This is a genomic window from Curtobacterium sp. NPDC087082 (genome assembly GCF_044745045.1).
Classification (GTDB): domain Bacteria; phylum Actinomycetota; class Actinomycetes; order Actinomycetales; family Microbacteriaceae; genus Curtobacterium.
In genome coordinates this window covers 201,876-221,729 of sequence record NZ_JBIUZN010000003.1, presented here as the reverse complement: position 1 = coordinate 221,729, position 19,854 = coordinate 201,876, and the positions used below count along the sequence as shown (strand labels likewise).

The window sequence follows — 19,854 nt, the reverse complement described above, 5'->3', positions numbered from 1 at the left end:
TCAGAGCTTGAACGTCGCCCTCGGGATGTCCGACACGATCCGACGCGCCGTCCGTACCGCGTCCTCCTCGGACAGCTCGTGCGTGACCACGAGCGACGCCAGGTAGGCCGCGTCCGCTCGGCGAGCCATGTCGTGCCGCGCCGGGATCGAGCAGTACGCCCGGGTGTCGTCGATGAACCCCGAGGTCTTCGTGAACGACGCCGAGTCGGTGATGGCCGCCCGGTACCGGCCGATCGCCGCGGGCGTGTCGATGAACCACCAGGGAGCGCCGGCGTACACGGCGGGGTAGAAGCCGGCGAGCGGGCCGATCTCGCGGGAGAACACGGTCTCGTCGACGGTGAAGAGCACGAGGTGGAACCCCGGCGCGGTCCCGAACGACTCGAGCAGCGGCCGCAGCGGTTCGGTGAAGGACCCGACCGCGGGCAGGTCGTGCCCGGTGTCCGGCCCGAAGCGCTCGAGCGTGGGGGCGTGGTGGTTCCGCAGCACACCGGGGTGGAGCTGCATGACGAGGCCGTCCTCGACGCTCATCTCGGCCCACCGGTAGAGCATGTCGTGCCGGTACGCGACGGCCTCCGACGCGGTCACAGCGGACGGACCCTGCATCGCTGCCGCGTGGATCCGCGAGCGCTCCGAGGCCGACAGCGGCGTGGACCCGGCGTCGAGGACCCCGGTGTCCGTGGCGGTGGCACCGTGCTGGACGAAGTACTGGCGACGTGCGCGCAGAGCCGCCAACAGCCCGTCGTGGGTTCCCGTGTCGATGCCGGCGGCCTCACCGATCGACGCGACCACGTGCCTCCAGTCCGACCCCGACGGGTCGAACACGGCGTCCGCGCGGAACGTGGGGAGCACCCGGCCGGTGAAGGTGGGGTCGGCGGCGAGCCGCGCGTGCGCGGCGAGGTCGGCGGTGGGCGAGTCCGTGGTCGCGAGGACCTCGATGCCGAAGGCGTCGAACAGGGCGCGCGGACGGAACGCGGGCGTGGTGAGGAGCCCGGCGATGTGGTCGTACTGGGCGTCCGCGTTCGCGGCCGACGGCTGCTCCGTCAGTCCGAAGACGTCGTGCAGCTCCGTCTCGAACCAGTAGCGGACGGGGGTGCCGAGGAAGTCGTCCCAGTGCTCGGCCAGGTTCCGCCAGATGGATCGTCCTGGAGGCACGGTGCCGGTTCCCGACAGGTCGACGCGACCCAGCGCCTCCAGTCCGACACCGTTCGCGTGCAGGAGCCGCAGGACGTAGTGGTCCGGCGTGATGAGCAGCGACGCGGGGTCCTCGAACGGTTGGTCGTCCGCGATGAGGGCGGCGTCGACGTGCCCGTGGGGGGAGATGATCGGCGCGTCCTTGACGGCGTCGTAGACCGTGCGGGCGACCGCTCGCGCTCCCGGGTCGGCTGCGAAGAGCCGGTCCGGGTGCGGGGCGAGCGGTGTGGCGGTGGTGGTCTGGGTCATCGTCGACTCCTTCATGACGCGTGGGGGACGGGTGCGGGACCGGTGGACTCGCGGACGGTGAGGTGGGTCGGCAGCGCGACCGCGCCGCTCATGTGCTCGCCGGGCAGTTCGTCGGCGGGGATCGCGCCGAGCCGTCCGAGGAGCATCCGGATCGCGACCCGGCCGGCCCGCTCGATCGGCGAGGTCATCGTGGTGAGCGGGGGGTTGCAGAAGTCCGCGCCGAAGATGTCGTCGCAGCCGACGATGCTCATGTCCTCGGGGACGCGGACGCCCCGCTCCCGGAGTCGGGCGAGCATGCCGATCGCGATGAGGTCGTTGAACGCGATGCAGGCGGTGGCACCGGCGTGCACGGCGGCGTCGGCGGCCGCTGCTCCGGAATCGACGAACGGCGCGTGCGGCCCGACGCGGCCGACCCGCACGCCGAGGCGCTTGGCGACGCGGACGAGGGCCTTCCACCGGCGTTCGTTCGACCACGAGCTGTCCGGGCCGGCGACGTAGAGGATGTCCCGGTGGCCGAGGGACACCAGGTGCTGCACGGCCTGCTCGACCCCGCCGGGGGTGTCGATGAGCACGGAGGGGACCCCGGCGGGCCGGCGGTTCACCACGACGAGCGGGGTGCGTTCGGCGAACCGGGCGATCTGCGCGTCGGACAGTCGCGACGCGGTGAGCACGGCCCCGTCGGCCTTCCCGGCGATCGCGCTGAGGGCGGCCATCTCCGCGTCGGCGGACTCCTCAGTGTCGACGAGGAGCTGCGTCCACCCGGCACCGGCGAGCTGGTGCTGCGTCCCGCGGATGACGTCGAAGTAGAAGGGGTTCGTGATGTCGGACACGAGCACGGCGACCGCGCGGGTCCGGCCGGACGTGAGCGCCCGGGCCTGCGAGTTCGGGACGTAGCCGAGTTCCCGGGCGGCCTGCTGGATGCGCTGTTGCGTCGCCTGGTTCACACGGTCGGGCAGGGAGAGCGCCCGGGACACCGTGGACGGCGCCACACCGGTGGCGTCGGCGATGTCGCGGATGGTCACCCGCCGGGCGGTGTCGGTGTCGGTCACGGTTCCTCCGTCGTCCGGCCTGCGCGTCGGTGCGCCGGTGCGGTCTGCCGGTGCCTCGGTGCGCCGGTGCAGCGAACGTAAACCGGTCTGGCAACAAGTGGCAACCGATTGCCGCATGTTGCCAACCGCGGGACAGTGGATCGACCGGGCAGTGCCGCCCGGAGGAGGTCTCGAGGAGGAAACCCCCGTGAACACGCGAAGACTTCATGCCCGCACCGTGATCGGTGCCGCGGCCGTGGTCGCCCTCGCCGCGCTGTCCCTCCAGGGATGCGCCGTGGTGAACGGCAGCGGCGACGACCCGAACACCCTCCGCGTCATGATGGGCGCGGACACCACCTACCCCAAGGAACGCAAGCAGTGGCAGCAGGACGTCGCCGCTGAGTTCAAGCGCACCACCGGTGCGAACGTCCAGTGGGAGACGTACTCGTCCGCCCAGGAGGAGCTCACCGCCATCCAGACCAGCGTCATCTCGGGGCAGGGTCCGGACGTGTACGCGATCGGCAGCACGTTCACGCCGACCGCGTACGCCACCGGCGCCTTCGTCGAGATGGGCTCGAAGGAGTGGAAGGCCGTCGGGGGCAAGGACCAGTTCGACCCCGCGTCCTTCGGGATCTCCGGACCGAGCACCTCGAAGCAGATCGGCATCCCGTTCGCCAGCCGACCGTTCGTGATGGCGGTGAACAAGGACCTGCTCGCCGACGCGGGCATCACGGAGATGCCCACGACCTGGGACCAGCTGACCGAGGACGCCAAGGCCACCACCACGGGTGGCCGGCACGGCCTGGCGATCGCCTACGCCGACGGCTTCGACCCGTGGAAGTTCGTCTGGGGCATGGCGCAGAACGCCGGCAACACGATCGTCTCGAAGGACGGCAAGGCGGAGATCGACTCGAAGGCCGTCGAGAACGCCTACCGCACCTACTTCGACTGGGTCACCAAGGACGGCGTCGTCGACAAGGCCGCGATCGGGTGGAACAACGCCCAGGCCCTCGCGCAGTTCACCGAGGGCAAGGCGGCGTTCTTCCCGATGACGACCACCACCGCGATCAACTCGTTCAAGAACACCCCCGTGGACGGCAAGTACGAGTTCGCTCTCCTGCCGACGGTGCCCCCGGGAGCGACGTCGCGTCCGTCCGGCGGCATCGAGGCGGCGAGCATCCTCTCCGGCGACAACTGGGTCGTGGCCGACTACGGCAAGAAGCAGGACCTGTCGTTCGACTTCATCAAGCAGCTCAGCACGCCGAAGGCGCAGCTCGAGTACTACAAGCTCTTCGGCAACCTGCCGACGAACTCCGACGCCGCGGCCGAACTCGCGGCGGCGAACCCCCAGCTCAAGCCGATCATCGACGCCGGCAAGCTCTCGAAGCCGACCGCCTTCACCGGTGCCTGGTCGGACATCCAACTCTCCCTCGTGGACGTCGTCGTGCAGTCCATCCCGTCGCTCAAGAGCGGTGAGGTCACCGACGACCAGCTCCGGAAGCGTCTGCAGGACGCCCAGAAGGACGCCCAGTCCACGCTCGACCGGCAGAAGAACGGAGGCCTGTGATGACGCAGGTCCAGACCCCCGCGCCGCGCGCGACCGAGTCGCGTGACCGCGAGGTCCGTCCCCACGGCACGACCCCGCTCTACAAGCGGGAGCGTCCCCTCTGGATGCTCCTCCCCGGCGGCGTCCTCATGCTCGCCGTCATCGTGGTGCCGCTCCTCGTGGGCTTCTACATCGCGATGCTCGACCTCGACCAGTACACGCTCCGCCAGTGGTTCAGCGCCCCGTTCGTCGGGTTCGCGAACTTCGCCGAGGCGTTCACGGACTCGCCCCTGCTCCACTCGATCTGGATCTCGGTGTCCATCTCGGTGCTCGTCACTGCGGTCACCGTCCCGATCGGCGTCGCCGCGGCGATCTCGACGCAGAACAGGTTCCCCGGTCGCGGACTCGTCCGGTCGATCTACCTCATCCCGTACGTGCTCCCCGCCTTCGTCGTCGGCACGTTCTTCCGGACGATGCTCCAGCCGCAGGGCGTCGTGAACTCGATCCTGCACACCGACGTGCTCTGGCTGAACGGCTCCGCGTCGTACTGGGCGCTCGCCGGCGTGATGATCTGGACGAGCTGGCCCTTCGTCTACCTGCTCTCCCTCGCCGGACTGCAGGCGGTCGACAACGAGGTGCACGAGGCCGCCGCACTCGACGGGGTGACCTGGTGGGCGAAGCTCCGCTACATCATCTTCCCGTACCTGCGCGGACCCCTGAGCCTCGCGGTGATCATCGCGATCCTGCACAACATCAACAACTTCACCCTCCCGTTCGTGCTGTTCGGCATCCCGCTGCCGTCGAGCGTCGAGGTCATGCCCGTCCTCACGTACATCGCGAGCTTCCAGTCGTTCCGCTTCGGCCTGTCCGCGGCGATGGCGATCTGCTCGCTCGTGATCGTCGCGATCCCGTTGTTCGTCTACCTGCGGGCCGTGAAGCTCGACACCGGTGACGACGCGGGCCCCAACCGCAAGCAGCGTCGTGCCGACCGGCGCACCCTCGCGGCAGCGACCCCGGCCGCCGACATCGACGGAGCCCGAGCATGAGCGCCTTCACCACCTCCACGCGGACCCGACCCACGGCGACGCTGACCGAGAGCATCACCGCCGGCGACCGTGGCCGTCGGCACAAGCGCCCGTACGACACCGACGTCACCCGGCTCCTGCCGCGCTGGCTGCTCATCCTCGTGATCGCGGTGATCATCGCGTTCATCGCCGTCCCCGTGCTCTACATCCTGTTCGGGTCGGTCAACTCCGACGTCGCGGTGGCCCGGGGCGAGTACTTCCCCTCGGAGTTCACGCTCGCGAACTACGTGGACATCTGGTCGACGGTCGCACTCGGCGAGGGGCTCGTGAACTCGATGCTCACCGCCGGTGCCGTCGCCGTCGCGAGTGCGGCGCTCGCCGTCTCCACCGCGTACGTGCTGGTCCGGTTCCGCTTCCTCGGACGCCTGACGTTCCTCCGCGGCCTGCTCGCGCTGCAGTCGATCCCCGGCACGCTCCTGCTCCTGCCCGTGTTCGTAGTGTTCTCGAACATCGCGAGCGCCACCGGCGTGCAGATCATCGGCACCCGCTGGGGCCTGTTCGTCACCTACCTGACGTTCGCCCTGCCGTTCTCGACGTGGGTGATGGTCACGTACCTGCGCGGCCTGCCGAAGGAACTCGAGGAGGCCGCCCGCATCGACGGCGCGTCCAGCACCAAGATCCTCACGAAGATCGTCCTGCCGCTCTCGTGGCCCGGCATCGTCGTGTCGGCGATCTTCGCCTTCCTGCTCGGCTGGAACGACGTCCTGTTCTCGACGATCATGACGACCCCCAACACCCGCACGGTGGCGGTCGTCCTGCAGGTCCTCGGCACCACGCAGGAGGGCGGCGCCGTCCCGATCTACGGCCAGATGATGGCCGCCTCGATCGTCTGTGCGGTCCCGGTCGTGGCGCTCTACCTGATCTTCCAGCGCTACCTGGTCGGCGGTCTCACCGCCGGCTCCGTCAAGTAGCGCTGTGCAGTCTGCCGACTTGTCCACAGACTGCCTGGAGGCGCGGTGCCAGCCCGCCCCGCGCCTCCAGGCTGGTCGCATGAAGGGAATGCAATGACCCAGCCCAGTTGGGAACTCTCCGGTTTCGGCGACGAGATCGACGCCGATCCGGCGATCCAGGTCGCGGTGCTGCAGGCGCTCGGCGCCAGCGCCATCGAGGTCCGCAGCGCGTGGGGGGTGAACGTCGTCGACCTCGACGAGGACCAGCTCGCCGGCCTGCACCGCCTGTTCGAGGAACGCGGGCAGACCGTGTCCGCCATCGCCTCGCCGATCGGCAAGGTGTCGGTCGACGAGCCCGTCGAGCACGAGGTCGGACGACTCGGCCGCGCGATCGCCGCCGCGCACGCCCTCGGTACCACGAACATCCGGATCTTCTCGTTCTACTTCGAGGGCCGGCAGCCCGAGGACGTCCGCGACGACGTTCTCGTCCGGATGCGCGCCCTGGCCGACCTCGCCGAGCGCGAGGGCGTCACGCTGCTGCACGAGAACGAGAAGGACATCTACGGCGACGTCCCCTCGCGCGTGCTCGACATCGTCGAGAGCGTCGGCTCGCCCGCGCTCCGACTCGCCTGGGACAACGCGAACTACGTGCAGTGCGGCGTCAAGCCGTTCACCGACGGGTGGGCACAGCTCGCGCCGTACGTCGACTACCTGCAGGTCAAGGACGCCCTCGCCGCCGACTCGTCGGTGGTCCCCGCGGGTGAGGGCGACGGCGAACTGCTGCAGACCCTCACCGCGCTGCGCGACGCCGGGTACTCCGGCTACGCCTCGCTCGAGCCGCACCTCAGCGACTTCACCCACCTCGGCGGGTTCTCCGGCCCCGCGGCGTTCGGCCGCGCCGGTCGTGCCCTCCGGAAGCTCACCGACCAGATCGGAGTCACCCTGCGATGACCGAACCCACCCCGCTCAAGCTCGCCGTCGTCGGCGCCGGCGTCATCGGACGCCACCACGCCAAGGTCGCCGTCCACCACCCGGACCTGCAGGTCGTCGCCCTCGTCGACGCGATCCCCGCAGCGGCCACGAGCGCCGCCGACGAGATCGAGGCGATGGGCGTCACCCGCCCCATCACGACGTCCACCATCGAGGAAGCGATCGCGCAGACCGACATCGACGTCGTCGCGATCTGCTCGCCGTCCGGCATGCACGTCCAGCTGGCCGAGGCCGCCCTCGCCGCCGGCAAGCACGTCGTCATCGAGAAGCCCCTCGACACCACGATGCCCCGCGCACGGCAGATCGCCGCCCTCGCCGCCTCCGCACGAGCGCGCGGACTTGTGACGAGCGTCATCAGCCAGCACCGCTTCGACCCGGCCTCCGCCGCCGTCGCAGCAGCCGCCCACGACGGCGGGTTCGGCACCGTGACCTCCGGCCTCGCGAGCGTCGCCTGGTACCGCTCGCAGGGCTACTACGACTCCGGCGACTGGCGCGGCACCTGGGCGCTCGACGGCGGCGGCGCGGTGATGAACCAGGGCGTGCACACCGTCGACCTGCTCGTCTGGGCGCTCGGACGTCCGGTCGAGATCTCGGCGCAGACCGGCCTGCTCGCGCATGACCGGATCGAGGTCGAGGACACCGCGGTCGCCACCGTCCGGTTCGCCGGGGGAGCGCTCGGCGTCATCCACTGCACGACCGCCGCGTACCCGGGCCTCTCCGCCCGGTACGCCGTGTACGGCACGCACGGGTCCGCGATCGTCGACGACGACCGCCTGGCGTACTTCCACATCGCCCCCGACACTGCGACGCTCGAGTCCGCATCCACCACCGCGAACGCCACGGCGGTCGCCGGTGCGGTCGACCAGAAGGACGAGGTCGTCCCACCGGAGCACGTCGTCGGCGGTCCGGCGGAACCCGACCACTTCGCCGCCGGTCACGCCCGGCAGTACACCGACATCGTCGAGGCGATCCGCGACGGCCGCGAACCCGGCGTCACGGTCGACGCGGCCCTCGTGTCCCTCGCCACCGTCCGCGGCCTCTACGTCAGCGCGACGCTCGGCAAGCCCGTCCGGATCGACGACGTGATCGAGGGCGCGTACGACGACGTCGTCCCCGTCGTCGGCGCACACGCAGCAGAAGGAGCCACCCGATGAAGTTCTCCGTGTTCACCGCCTCCACCCCCGACTGGACCCCGTCACAGGCCGCGCAGACGCTCGCCGAGCAGGGCTGGGACGGCATCGAGTGGCGCATCGTCGACGACCGTCCGGCCTCCGGCGAGGCGGTGCCCGCCGGGCGCTCGTTCTGGGCCGGCAACAACTCCACGTGGCAGTTCACCGGCATCGAGGACCAGGTCGGCGAGATCGCCCGCACCACCGACGCCGCCGGGCTGGAGTACTCCGGCATCGGCGGGTACCAGCAGGCCTCGAACCGTGACGGCGTCGACACCATGCTCCGCGTCACGAGCGAGCTCGGCGCTCACCAGGTCCGCGTCTCGATGCCGATGTACCGGCAGGAGAAGGAGCGCACCGGCGAGACCTACACGCAGATCTTCGACCGCACCCGGGCGGACCTCGAGTGGGCCGTCTCCCGTGCGACGGAGCTGGGCGTGAAGGCGCTCGTCGAGCTGCACCACATGACGATCACGCCCTCGGCGTCGGCGGCGCTCCGGCTCGTCGACGGCCTCGACCCGGAGCACGTCGGCGTCATCCACGACCTCGGCAACCTCGTGATCGAGGGGTACGAGGACCACCTCGCCGCGTTCGAGCTCCTCGGCCCGTACCTCGCCCACGCGCACGTGAAGAACGCCCGCTGGGTCGACACCGGCGACACCCGGGCCGACGGCAGCACGATCTGGCAGAACGAGTGGGCACCGCTGCGCACCGGCCAGGCGTCCGTCTCCGAGTACCTCGACGCGCTCCGCCAGGTCGGCTACGACGGCTGGGTCACGATCGAGGACTTCTCCACCGATCTCCCGCTCGAGGCCCGCACCGCCGACAACCTGGCGTACCTGCGGTCCCTCGTACCGGTGTCGGCATGACCGATCGCCGACCCGGCATCGTGCACCTCGGGGTGGGTGCGTTCGCGCGCGCCCACCTCGCCTGGTACACGGCGCACGCCGACGGCGAGCCGTGGGGCATCACCGCCTTCACCGGACGCTCGCCGGACACGGCCGACGCGCTGGACGCCCAGGGGTGCCGGTACACGCTCGTCACCCGGGCCGCCTCGGGCGACGACGCCGAGGTGGTCGACACGATCGTGGCCGCCCACCCGGGCAGCGACTCCTCGACCTGGAGGCACATGGTCGCGTCCCCGGCGACCACCGTCGTCACGCTGACGGTCACCGAGCAGGGCTACCGGTCCGGTTCCGACGTCCCGGCCCGCCTGGTCGAGGGGCTCGAGGCCCGCCGCGCCGCGGGGTCGGGGCGCATCGCGCTCGTCAGCCTCGACAACCTGACCCACAACGGTGACGTGCTCCGTGACGCGGTGACGTCCGCCGTGTCCGACCCGGCGCTGCAGGACTGGGTCGACACGAACGTCTCGTTCCCCTCGTCGATGGTCGACCGGATCACCCCGGCCACGACCGACGACGACGTGGCGGCGCTGGCGGAGCTCCCCGGTGCGCTCGACGGAGACCGGGTGCCCGTGGTCACCGAACCCTTCGCGGAGTGGGTGCTCGAGGACGGCTTCGCGGGGATCGACCGTCCGGCGTGGGAGACCGCCGGCGTCCGCATCGTCGACGACGTCACCCCGTACGAGCAGCGCAAGCTCTGGCTCCTGAACGGGTCCCACTCACTGCTGGCCTACCTCGGCCTGCAGCTCGGCCACGACACGGTCGCGTCCGCGATGGGCGACCCCGTCTGCCGCGCGGCCGTCGAGCAGCTCTGGGACGAAGCGGCGCTCGAACTCCCACTGCCCGAAGCTGAGGTCGCCGCGGCGCGCGACGCCCTGGTCGACCGGTTCGCGAACCCCCGGATCCGGCACACCCTCCGGCAGATCGCCGCCGGCGGCTCCGAGAAGCTCCCCGTCCGCGTGGTCGACGTGCTCCGGCACCGACTGGACCGCGACCCGTCCGCGGGCATCGGTCCCGGTGCCGCGACCGCCATCGCGGCGTGGTGGCTGCACCTGACCGAGCAGCCCGACCTGGTGAGCGACGACGGAGCCCCCGGGGCAGACTCGGACGTGCACGACGTGCACGACGTGCTGCGCGTCATCGCCCCCGACCTCGACACCACCCCCGTCGTCGCGGCGATCACCGCCGCGGCCGACCGCATCCGTGCCGCGCGGGACACCGCGGAGCGCACGAGAACCGACGAAGGAGTCCACGCATGACCGACACCACGACGAACCCCGCGGCCCCGGTGCCGGGTGCGACCGACGCCGGCGCGGCGACCGACCCCACCGCCGGACGTCCGGACACGTGGGCGTCGGCCGACCGTGGGCAACTGATCGACCGCGCCGAGGTCATCGTCACGAGCCCGAACCGCAACTTCGTGACGCTGAAGCTCACCACCGCCGACGGCGTCACCGGTCTGGGCGACGCCACCCTGAACGGTCGTGAGCTCGCCGTCGCCACCTACCTGTCCGAGCACGTCGTGCCGCTGCTGGTCGGCCGCGACGCGAGCCGGATCGAGGACGCCTGGCAGTTCCTCTACCGCTCCTCGTACTGGCGGCGGGGTCCGGTCACCATGGCCGCGATCGCCGCGGTGGACATGGCGCTCTGGGACATCAAGGGCAAGGTCGCGGGGATGCCCGTGTACCAGCTGCTCGGCGGCGCCTCCCGGACCGGGCTGATGGCGTACGGCCACGCCTCGGGCAAGGAGCTGCCGGAGCTGTTCGACTCCATCCGTGAGCACCAGTCCGAGGGCTACCGCTCGATCCGCGTGCAGACGGGCGTCCCCGGCCTCGAGTCGATCTACGGCATCGCGTCGAACAAGACGACGACGGGGAACGAGGGCGTCCGCTACGACTTCGAGCCCGCGCAGCGCGGTGCGTTCCCCGCGATGGAGGACTGGGACACCCGGGCGTACCTGCGCCATGTGCCCACCGTGTTCGAGGCCGTCCGGAACGAGTTCGGCCCCGAACTGCCCCTGCTGCACGACGGCCACCACCGGATGACCCCGCTGCAGGCGGCGAAGCTCGGCAAGTCGCTCGAGCCGTACGACCTGTTCTGGCTCGAGGACTGCACCCCGGCCGAGAACCAAGAGGCCCTGAAGCTCGTCCGGCAGCACACCACGACGCCGCTCGCGATCGGCGAGGTCTTCAACACGATCTGGGACTTCAAGGACATCATCCGCGACCAGCTCATCGACTACGTCCGCGGCGCCGTGACCCACATGGGCGGCATCTCCCCGCTGAAGAAGACGATGGACTACGCCGCGATGTACCAGATCAAGTCCGGGTTCCACGGGCCGACCGACATCTCGCCGGTGGGCCTCGCGGCGCAGATGCACCTCGGGCTGGCGATCCACAACTTCGGCATCCAGGAGTACATGCAGCACGGCCCGAAGACGAACCAGGTGTTCCGGCAGACCTTCACCTTCACCGACGGGTACCTGCACCCCGGCGACGAGCCGGGCCTCGGGGTCTCGCTCGACGTCGACGAAGCCGGCAAGTACCCCTACGAGCAGGCGTACCTGCCCTTCAACCGCCTCGCCGACGGCACCGTCCACGACTGGTAGCGGGCAAGCTGGGCCGCATGGGGTTCGCGGACGTGGCGAGGGAACTGCTCCTCGTCGCGCCCGCGGACTTCGTCGCCGAGCGGACGGCGCGTCAGCGGGCGGTCCGGAAGGACGACCGTGCGCTCGCGACGGCGATCGGCGGCCTCCGGAAGCCCGCGCCCGCCGCGTGGGTCATCGACCTGCTGGCGCACGAGGGCGCACTGGACGAGGCCGTCGACCTCGGACCCGCCATCCGGCAGGCACAGGCGGACGCGGACCCGGCCGTCATCCGGAAGCTCCGGCGTCAGCGCGCGGGCGTGGTCGACGCGCTCACGCAGGCCGGTGCCGACCTCGCGTCCGATGCCGGGCACCCGGTGACGCCGGCCGTGCTCGACCAGGTGCGGGCGACGATCGAGGCCGCGATGGCGGACCCGCACGCCGGTGCCGCGGTGCGCTCCGGGCTCCTCGTCCGCGCGCTCGAGAGCGCCGGGTTCGACGACGTGGACCTCGACGGGGCGCTCGCCGATCCGGATGCGGTGCCCGATGCGTGGTCGGGGAGCGGCGCGGCGCCGATCCCCATCACGGAGGGGAGACGCGCGGCGGGGACGACCCGCGCCTCCGGGAAGCCCGACCGCAAGCCGGACCACGAGCCCGAACGCAAGCCGGACCACAAGCCCGAACGCAAGCCGGACAGCGAGCCGGACCGTACGCCGGACCGCGAGCCGGAGCCTGCCCCGGACTCCTCACGCGAGACCGACCCGGCCACCGAACGCCGCGCAGCGCGCCAGGCCGAGACGGCCGCACGGACGGAGTCCCGCGACGCCGACGCCGCACTCGACGCGGCCGAGGACGCCCTCGCGACCGCCGAGGCCCGCCGGGCCGACCTCGAACGCCAGCTCGCCGCGGCCACCGCCGAGGTCACGCGACTCGAACACGCCCGCGACGACGCCGAGACCACGAGCGACCGAGCCCGCGAGCTCCTCGCGGCCGCCCAGCACCACCGACGCGAGGTCGGCCGCTGACCGGCGGCGCCGTCCGACGTGGACTGACCGCTACTCCGCGAGCGGCCCCGGAGCCCACATCGTTACCCAACAGTTGTCGTTCTTGACGGACTGCGTTGGAGCGGTCTAATCTCGGGCACCATGCTTCGGGCCGGCGATGGTCCGCCGGGTCCGCCCCGACGACAGCACCAGGCGGCCCGGGTACAGGACTCGCATCATCGCCGACGCAGCACCCCACCCGCAGCCACTGCGCGGGCGAGGTGCTGCACGGCGCGCGGCGCACCCCGGAGACATGCCGCGATGCCGGGTCGAGCACTCCGGGGCCCCTCCAGGAGAGACGACACATGTCGGAACCCCGCACCGCCCGCACCACCACCCTCACGCCGCCGAACGGCGTCACCGCTCCCGAGTCCGGCACCGCCGCCCCACCGCCCACACCACCAGCCGCCGCCGCCCGCGAGGGACTCCTCGCCCGCCTCGGCATCCCGCACCCGCTGCGCTGGGGCTTCCTCGGCGTCCTGGTCTTCATGACCGGCGACGGCATCGAGTCGAACTTCATCTCCCCGCACATCGCGGCGGCGCTCGGCTCCGGCGGGGTCGACAGCGCCGCGATGGTGATCGGCCTCTACGGCGTCGCGGTCCTCGTCGCGTCGTACTTCGCCGGCGTGCTGTCGGAGCTCTGGGGCCCGCGCCGGGTGATGACCATCGGCGCCGTGCTCTGGGTCGTGTTCCAGGTCGCGTTCCTCGCGGCACTGCCCACCGCGTCGGTCGGCCTCATCGCGCTGACGTACTTCCTGCGGGGCCTCGGCTTCCCGCTGTTCGCGTTCTCGTTCCTCTGCTGGGTGAACCACACGGTCGCCCGCGAGCGGAACGCGACCGCCGTCGGCTGGTTCTACGTCGTGTTCACCGGCGGCCTGCCGACGCTCGGCTCGCTCATCGCGATCGGCACCATCCCCGCGTTCGGCGGCGGCCACACCGGGGAGACCTGGTCGATGGCGCTGTCGCTGCTCCTCGTCGCGGTCGGCTGGGCGATCGTCCGGTTCGGCGTGCACGAGCCCACCGGCCTCGGTCGGATCGCGCCGCGCTCGCACTCCGCCGCCCGGGTGATCGCGAGCGGCATCGAGGTCTGCGTCAAACGCCCGAAGGTCCTGCTCGCGGTCCTCATCCGGCTCGTGAACACCGCCCCGGAGTTCGGCATGTTCGTGATCATGCCCGCGATCATCGGCACGGAGCTCGGTTGGGGCCAGTCGAAGTGGCTGACGATGACCGTGATCGTCTACGCCGGCAACATCCTGTTCAACGCGTTCTTCGGCGCCCTCGGCGACCGCATCGGCTGGATCCGCACCGTGAAGTGGTTCGGCATCGGCGCCTCGGCGATCGGCCTGCTCGCGTGGTGGTACGTCCCGCACCTCGTGCCGGCCGGCTCCGAGTGGGGCTTCTGGCTGGCGACCGCCGCCGGCACCGTCTTCGGCATCATGCTCGCCGGGTTCACGCCGATGGGCGCGATCGTCCCCGCCTTCGCCGGCGAGGAGCGCCGTGGCGCCGCGATGGCCATGTACGCCACCGCAGCGGGTGGTGCGACGTTCCTCGGCAACGCCGTCGTCAGCGCCGTGCTGCCCTGGGGCGGCCCCGGCGGCGTCGTCTGGACGTTCGTCGGCCTCTACGTGCTCGCGTTCGTGGTGCTGTCCTTCCTCAAGGTGCCGGAGGGCGCCGAAGCGGCGGGCCACTGACGCGACCACCTGCGTCCTGGAGGCGCGGTGCGGGCCCGCACCGCGCCTCCAGGCCGCCTGTACCGACGTCCAGGGCACGGTGCGACACGCCCGGATCGGTCCTGCTAGACTCGGTGACTGACTTCGGCGAGGGCCGCGCATGCGCGGCCGTGATCGACGCGGTGGGAGACCCGGCCCAGCTTGGGAACGTTCCTCACGCGTGCACGCGTTCGAGTTGCAACACCACAGACCCCCACGATGCCGGCACCCCGGTGTCGTCCCCGAGACCAGGAGACACCATGGCCGACTACACCAAGCTCGCAGCGGAAGTCCGCACCAAGTTCGGCAAGGGCGCTGCTCGCAAGCTCCGTGCCGCCGACAAGATCCCCGCGGTCGTCTACGGCCACGGCACCGAGCCGAAGCACATCACGCTGCCCGGCCACGAGACCATGCTGCTCGTCCGCACCGCCAACGCGGTCGTCGACCTCGACATCGAGGGTGCGGCCCAGCTCGCCCTCGTCAAGGACGTCCAGCGTGACCCGGTGCGCCAGATCATCGAGCACATCGACCTCGTGGTCCTGCGCCGCGGCGAGAAGGTCACGGTCGACGTGCCCGTCGTCGTCGAGGGCGAGTCCTTCTCCGGCACCATCCACGTGCAGGACCTCAACACGGTCTCGCTCCTGGTGCTCGCCACCTCCATCCCCGAGCACGTCGTCGTCGACGTCGAGGGCCTCGAGGACGGCACGCAGATCCACGCCTCGCAGCTCCAGCTCCCCGAGGGCGCCGAGCTCGAGACCGACGCCGAGGCACTCGTCGTCGCGATCGTCACCCCGCGTGGCACCGCCGACGACGACGCCGCCGACGAGGCCGCTGCCGAGGCGGGCGCCGAGGCCGGTGCCGAGGGCGGCTCCGCCCCGGTCGACGGCGAGTAACACCCCTTCGCGGACATCTGGCCGACGCTGATGACAGGCAAGACGCTCGTCGTGGTCGGGCTCGGGAACCCCGGGCCCGGCTACGCGGGCAACCGTCACAACGTCGGCCAGATGGTCCTCGACGAACTCGCCGCCCGCATGGGCGCGACGTTCAAGAAGCACAAGACCCCGAACCAGGTCGCCGAGGGGCGCCTGGTGCCCGGGGGACCCCGCCTGGTGCTCGCCAAGCCCGGGTCGTTCATGAACACCTCGGGTGGCCCGGTCTCGAGCGTGCTCGGGTTCTACAGCGCCACCCCGGCCGACCTCGTCGTCGTGCACGACGAGCTGGACCTGCCGTTCGACACCGTCCGCCTGAAGGGCAGTGGCGGGCACGGCGGGCACAACGGCCTGCGCGACATCATCAAGGCCACGGGGACCAACGAGTTCACCCGCGTGCGGATCGGCATCGGCCGTCCCCCCGGGCGCCAGGACCCGGCCGACTACGTGCTGCGTGACTTCTCGCCGACCGAGAAGAAGACGCTGCCGAACCTGCTGGCGGACGGCGCGGACGCGGTCGAGGCGATCGCGGACCTCGGGCTCCTCGCCGCACAGCAGCGCGTGCACGCCCCGTCCTGAGCGGCGCTGCCCGGTGCCGTGGGTTCGCCGGTCGCGCACACAGCGGCCGGTGTCAGTGGTGGCCGGTACCATCTCCTGAGTGACGATCTCGGGCATCATCCCTGCGCTCTCGCGCGCCTCCGCGTTCGATCGCGTCCTCCGTGCCGCACCCCGTGACGCCGACTTCTCGGTCGTCGACGGTCTGCGCGTGCCGCTGCTCGGCGCCCTGCTGGCCGAACGCACCGGGCCGCAGTGCGTCTTCGTGATCACGGCCACCGGGCGCGAGGCCGAGGCCGTCCGCGCATCGGTCGGCAGCTACCTCCCCGATGCCGAGGTCCTCGAGTTCCCCGCGTGGGAGACCCTGCCGCATGAACGGCTCAGCCCGAGCGCGCAGACCGTCGGCACGCGCATCGCGACCCTCCGGAAGCTCGCCGCGTGGCAGGACGCCCCCGTGGCCGAGCGCCGCACGACCGTGGTGGTGGCGAGCGTCCGGGCGGCGCTGCAGCCGATCGCGGGCAACCTCACCTCCCTCGCGCCGATCGCCCTCCGCACCGAGTCCCGCGGCAACGACCTCGGCACCATCGCCGGGCAGCTCGTGGACATGGCGTACGCCCGGGTCGACCTCGTCACCCGCCGCGGTGAATTCGCCGTGCGCGGCGGCATCCTCGACGTCTTCCCGCCGACGGCCGACCACCCGGTCCGCGTCGACTTCTTCGGCGACGAGATCGAGGCGATCAAGGCCTTCTCCGTCGCCGACCAGCGCACGACTGACGACGACCTCGGCTCCGTCGAGCTCACGGCCTCGCGCGAACTCCTGCTGAGCGACGACGTCCGGCAGCGGGCGCGCGAGATGCTGCACGAGTTCCCGAACCTCTCCCAGATGCTCGCGAAGATCGCCGAGGGGATCCCGGTCGAGGGCATGGAGTCTCTCGCCCCCGCGCTCGTGCAGGACCTCGTGCCGGTCACGAACTACCTGCCGGACGACTCCGTCATCGCGGTGTTCTCGCCCGAACGGGTCAGCGGCCGCGCGCACAGCCTCGCCGAGACGAACACCGAGTTCCTGCAGGCCGCCTGGAGCGCCGCGGTCGCGGGTGCGCAGGCGCCGATCGACCTCGACGCCGGCAACTTCCTCACCGTCCAGCAGCTCAAGAACGGCCGTGGGCAGCGCACCTGGTGGACGGTCTCCCCGTTCGACTCCGGGCTGGACGAGGGCGACGCCGAGCGCGTGCTCACCGACGCCGAAGCCGTGGCCGAGGCGGGCGACTACATCCGCGTCCGGGCCGAGGCGATCCCGAGCTTCGCCGGCAGCGCGGACGGCGCGATCGCGCACGTGAAGCAGCTCACCGACGACGGGTGGGCCGTCGTGGTGACCGCCCAGGGCCAGGGGCTGGTCGAACGGGCGGTGCAGGTGCTCGCCGACGCGGGGGTCGCCGCCCGTGCCGAAACCGTCACCGCGCCTCCCGAGCCCGGCGTCGCCGTCGTCACGACCGCCACCGTCGAGCACGGCTTCGCCACCCCGGATCCGCGCATCGCGGTCCTCAGCGAGGCCGAGTTCTACGGCCGCAGCGTCCAGCAGGGCGCGCGCACCGTCAAGAAGCTCGCGAGCCGGCGCAAGAACGTCGTCGACCCGCTGCAGCTCAAGCCCGGCGACGTCGTCGTGCACGCCACGCACGGCATCGGCAAGTTCGTCGAGCTCGTCTCGCGCGAGGTGAGCTCCGGCGGCCGCAACGCGGTGAAGACCCAGCGCGAGTACCTGGTGCTCGAGTACGCGCCGTCGAAGCGCGGGTACCCGGGCGACAAGCTCTTCGTGCCGACCGACCAGCTCGACCAGCTCTCGCGGTACGTCGGCGGCGAGTCCCCGACCCTGTCGAAGATGGGCGGCTCGGACTGGGCCTCGGCGAAGTCGAAGGCGCGCAAGGCCGTCCGCGACATCGCCGTCGACCTCGTGAAGCTCTACTCCGCGCGGATGGCGTCGAAGGGACACGCCTTCGGCCCGGACACCCCGTGGCAACGCGAGCTGGAAGAGGCGTTCCCGTTCGCCGAGACCGCCGACCAGCTCACCACCATCGACGAGATCAAGCGCGACATGGAGCGGCCGATCCCGATGGACCGCCTGCTCTCCGGCGACGTCGGCTACGGCAAGACCGAGGTCGCGATCCGCGCCGCGTTCAAGGCCGTGCAGGACGGCAAGCAGGTCGCCGTGCTCGTCCCCACGACGCTGCTCGTGCGCCAGCACATGGAGACCTTCCAGGAGCGCTTCGCCGGCTTCCCCGTGCACCTGCGCGCCCTCAGCCGGTTCCAGACCGAGAAGGAGTCGAAGGAGACCATCGCGGGCCTCGCCGACGGCACGGTCGACATCGTCATCGGCACCCACCGGATCCTGTCGCAGGGCATCCAGTTCAAGGACGTCGGCCTGGTCATCATCGACGAGGAACAGCGGTTCGGCGTCGAGCACAAGGACCAGCTCAAGAAGCTCAAGACGAACGTCGACGTCCTGGCGATGTCCGCGACGCCGATCCCGCGTTCGCTCGAGATGGCGGTCACCGGCATCCGCGAGATGTCCACCCTCGCCACCCCACCCGAGGACCGCCACCCGATCCTCACCTTCGTCGGGCCGCAGTCCGATCTGCAGGTCGCCGCCGCCATCCGCCGCGAGCTCCTGCGCGAGGGGCAGGTGTTCTACGTGCACAACCGCGTGAAGGACATCCAGTCCGTCGCCGCGCACCTCGCCGAGATCGTCCCCGACGCCCGCATCGCCGTCGCGCACGGGCAGATGTCCGAGTCGACGCTCGAGCAGGTGATGGTCGACTTCTGGGAGCGCCGGTTCGACGTCCTCGTCTCGACCACCATCATCGAGACCGGCCTCGACATCGCGAACGCGAACACGCTCATCATCGACAAGGCGGACAAGTACGGGCTGTCGCAGCTGCACCAGCTGCGCGGTCGTGTCGGCCGAGGGCGTGAGCGCGGGTACGCGTACTTCCTCTACGACGCCGAGAAGCCCCTGTCCGAGACCGCACAGGACCGCCTCGAGACCATCGCCGCGAACAACGAGCTCGGCGCGGGCATGCAGGTCGCCATGAAGGACCTCGAGCTCCGCGGGGCGGGCAACCTGCTCGGCGGGGAGCAGTCCGGCCACATCGCGGGCGTCGGGTTCGACCTCTACCTGCGCATGATCGGCGAGGCCGTCTCGCAGTTCCGCGGGGACGTCGCCGAGGGGCAGACCGAGCTCCGGCTCGAGATCCCCGTCGACGCGCACATCCCGGACGACTACGTCGAGTCCGAGCGGCTCCGGCTCGAGGCGTACCAGAAGCTCTCCGCCGCCTCCGCCCCCGCGGCGCAGGCCGAGGGCATCGACATGGTCCTCGACGAGCTCACCGACCGGTACGGCCAGCCGCCGCAGGCCGTGCTCACCCTGGTCGAGGTCTCGCGCCTCCGCCGGATGGCGCAGCAGGTCGGGCTCTCCGACGTCGTCGTGATGGGGTCGAACCTGCGCGTCGCGGGCAAGGAGCTCGCCGACTCGGCGCAGGTGCGGCTCAAGCGGATGTTCCCTGGAGCCCGGTGGTTCCCGCAGCAGGACGCGGCGAGCATCCCGCTGCCGAAGCCGCACGGTGAGACCCTGCCGGACGCTGCGCTCATCCAGTGGGTGGAGAGCATCCTGACGGCTGTGTACGGGGCGTCGAAGGCGCCGGCGGAGACGCCGGCGGCGTAGTCGGGCGGGCTGCCGTCGCGCGCGTGCGTGGCGACCGACGGGAGGCGCGGTGCCAGCTGGCACCGCGCCTCCCGTCCGTCGGTGGTCGCGTCGTGGGCGCGTGGGGGCGCGGGCGGGCGCGCGCTGTTCGGTGCGGACTCGATGCGACGTTGTCGGTGTCGTACGACAGCGACAACGTCGCCCGAGCGCGCGTGCAAGAGTGCGCGCGTGCAACGAACGACATCGTGGTCGTCGTACGACGGCGACGATGTCGTTCCGGGACAGCACCC

At 71.2% G+C, this 19,854-nt stretch carries 15 protein-coding genes; 13 read left to right on the top strand and 2 right to left on the bottom strand.

What is annotated here, in order from left to right; genetic code table 11:
• On the bottom strand, positions 1 to 1,440 hold the full coding sequence (gene uxaC / locus ACIPEP_RS10050) for a glucuronate isomerase (protein ID WP_402717163.1): 1,440 nt from the start codon (positions 1,438 to 1,440) through the stop codon (positions 1 to 3).
• An 11-nt stretch (positions 1,441 to 1,451) separates the two neighbouring features.
• Positions 1,452 to 2,489: a LacI family DNA-binding transcriptional regulator gene (locus ACIPEP_RS10045; protein ID WP_070416787.1), complete on the bottom strand. Its 1,038-nt coding sequence runs from the start codon at positions 2,487 to 2,489 to the stop codon at positions 1,452 to 1,454.
• A 187-nt stretch (positions 2,490 to 2,676) separates the two neighbouring features.
• Here ACIPEP_RS10045 and ACIPEP_RS10040 point away from each other — a divergent pair, with 187 nt between their 5' ends.
• The 13 genes from ACIPEP_RS10040 (at position 2,677) to mfd (ending at position 19,585) form a co-directional block, all read left to right on the top strand.
• Positions 2,677 to 4,035 carry an extracellular solute-binding protein gene (locus tag ACIPEP_RS10040; RefSeq protein ID WP_229086828.1) on the top strand — a complete coding sequence of 453 codons (1,359 nt, stop codon included), beginning with the start codon at positions 2,677 to 2,679 and terminating at the stop codon, positions 4,033 to 4,035.
• Positions 4,035 to 5,060, top strand: coding sequence for a carbohydrate ABC transporter permease (locus ACIPEP_RS10035; protein WP_402717162.1), 1,026 nt, complete (start codon positions 4,035 to 4,037; stop codon positions 5,058 to 5,060). The genes ACIPEP_RS10040 and ACIPEP_RS10035 overlap by 1 nt, the downstream gene beginning before the upstream one ends.
• Positions 5,057 to 6,010 carry a carbohydrate ABC transporter permease gene (locus tag ACIPEP_RS10030; protein ID WP_071303147.1) on the top strand — a complete coding sequence of 318 codons (954 nt, stop codon included), beginning with the start codon at positions 5,057 to 5,059 and terminating at the stop codon, positions 6,008 to 6,010. Before ACIPEP_RS10035 ends, ACIPEP_RS10030 begins: the two co-directional genes overlap by 4 nt.
• Positions 6,011 to 6,103: 93 nt before the next feature.
• Positions 6,104 to 6,940, top strand: coding sequence for a sugar phosphate isomerase/epimerase (locus tag ACIPEP_RS10025; RefSeq protein WP_092384318.1), 837 nt, complete (start codon positions 6,104 to 6,106; stop codon positions 6,938 to 6,940).
• Complete coding sequence (locus tag ACIPEP_RS10020; protein ID WP_402717161.1) at positions 6,937 to 8,133, top strand: Gfo/Idh/MocA family protein; 1,197 nt, start codon at positions 6,937 to 6,939, stop codon at positions 8,131 to 8,133. Before ACIPEP_RS10025 ends, ACIPEP_RS10020 begins: the two co-directional genes overlap by 4 nt.
• Positions 8,130 to 9,017, top strand: a complete 888-nt coding sequence (locus ACIPEP_RS10015; RefSeq protein WP_402717160.1) for a sugar phosphate isomerase/epimerase family protein — start codon at positions 8,130 to 8,132, stop codon at positions 9,015 to 9,017. The genes ACIPEP_RS10020 and ACIPEP_RS10015 overlap by 4 nt, the downstream gene beginning before the upstream one ends.
• Positions 9,014 to 10,309 carry a mannitol dehydrogenase family protein gene (locus ACIPEP_RS10010; protein WP_402717159.1) on the top strand — a complete coding sequence of 432 codons (1,296 nt, stop codon included), beginning with the start codon at positions 9,014 to 9,016 and terminating at the stop codon, positions 10,307 to 10,309. The genes ACIPEP_RS10015 and ACIPEP_RS10010 overlap by 4 nt, the downstream gene beginning before the upstream one ends.
• Positions 10,306 to 11,658 (top strand): D-mannonate dehydratase ManD, encoded by a 1,353-nt coding sequence (gene manD / locus ACIPEP_RS10005; RefSeq protein WP_229086823.1) that lies wholly within the window; start codon positions 10,306 to 10,308, stop codon positions 11,656 to 11,658. The genes ACIPEP_RS10010 and manD overlap by 4 nt, the downstream gene beginning before the upstream one ends.
• Before the next feature lie 17 nt (positions 11,659 to 11,675).
• Complete coding sequence (locus tag ACIPEP_RS10000) at positions 11,676 to 12,659, top strand: hypothetical protein (RefSeq protein WP_402717158.1); 984 nt, start codon at positions 11,676 to 11,678, stop codon at positions 12,657 to 12,659.
• Between the two features lie 323 nt (positions 12,660 to 12,982).
• Positions 12,983 to 14,368, top strand: a complete 1,386-nt coding sequence (locus ACIPEP_RS09995; RefSeq protein WP_402717157.1) for an RbtT/DalT/CsbX family MFS transporter — start codon at positions 12,983 to 12,985, stop codon at positions 14,366 to 14,368.
• Between the two features lie 278 nt (positions 14,369 to 14,646).
• A complete protein-coding gene (locus ACIPEP_RS09990; protein ID WP_070416780.1) occupies positions 14,647 to 15,279 on the top strand; it encodes a 50S ribosomal protein L25/general stress protein Ctc in 633 nt (210 codons plus the stop codon).
• Between the two features lie 30 nt (positions 15,280 to 15,309).
• On the top strand, positions 15,310 to 15,894 hold the full coding sequence (gene pth / locus ACIPEP_RS09985; protein WP_070416779.1) for an aminoacyl-tRNA hydrolase: 585 nt from the start codon (positions 15,310 to 15,312) through the stop codon (positions 15,892 to 15,894).
• Between the two features lie 79 nt (positions 15,895 to 15,973).
• Entirely contained in the window at positions 15,974 to 19,585 is a 3,612-nt protein-coding gene (gene mfd, locus ACIPEP_RS09980) for a transcription-repair coupling factor (protein ID WP_402717156.1), read from the top strand.
• Positions 19,586 to 19,854 lie beyond the last annotated feature (269 nt).

What these genes read in the sequence shown, in the direction of transcription:
- ACIPEP_RS10000 (WP_402717158.1), top strand. Translation starts at nt 11,676, where the DNA reads ATGGGGTTCGCGGACGTGGCGAGGGAACTGCTCCTCGTCGCGCCCGCG.
- pth (WP_070416779.1), top strand. Translation starts at nt 15,310, where the DNA reads ATGACAGGCAAGACGCTCGTCGTGGTCGGGCTCGGGAACCCCGGGCCC.
- ACIPEP_RS10025 (WP_092384318.1), top strand. Translation starts at nt 6,104, where the DNA reads ATGACCCAGCCCAGTTGGGAACTCTCCGGTTTCGGCGACGAGATCGAC.
- ACIPEP_RS10015 (WP_402717160.1), top strand. Translation starts at nt 8,130, where the DNA reads ATGAAGTTCTCCGTGTTCACCGCCTCCACCCCCGACTGGACCCCGTCA.
- manD (WP_229086823.1), top strand. Translation starts at nt 10,306, where the DNA reads ATGACCGACACCACGACGAACCCCGCGGCCCCGGTGCCGGGTGCGACC.
- ACIPEP_RS09990 (WP_070416780.1), top strand. Translation starts at nt 14,647, where the DNA reads ATGGCCGACTACACCAAGCTCGCAGCGGAAGTCCGCACCAAGTTCGGC.
- uxaC (WP_402717163.1), bottom strand. Translation starts at nt 1,440, where the DNA reads ATGACCCAGACCACCACCGCCACACCGCTCGCCCCGCACCCGGACCGG.
- ACIPEP_RS10010 (WP_402717159.1), top strand. Translation starts at nt 9,014, where the DNA reads ATGACCGATCGCCGACCCGGCATCGTGCACCTCGGGGTGGGTGCGTTC.
- ACIPEP_RS10030 (WP_071303147.1), top strand. Translation starts at nt 5,057, where the DNA reads ATGAGCGCCTTCACCACCTCCACGCGGACCCGACCCACGGCGACGCTG.
- ACIPEP_RS09995 (WP_402717157.1), top strand. Translation starts at nt 12,983, where the DNA reads ATGTCGGAACCCCGCACCGCCCGCACCACCACCCTCACGCCGCCGAAC.
- ACIPEP_RS10020 (WP_402717161.1), top strand. Translation starts at nt 6,937, where the DNA reads ATGACCGAACCCACCCCGCTCAAGCTCGCCGTCGTCGGCGCCGGCGTC.
- ACIPEP_RS10035 (WP_402717162.1), top strand. Translation starts at nt 4,035, where the DNA reads ATGACGCAGGTCCAGACCCCCGCGCCGCGCGCGACCGAGTCGCGTGAC.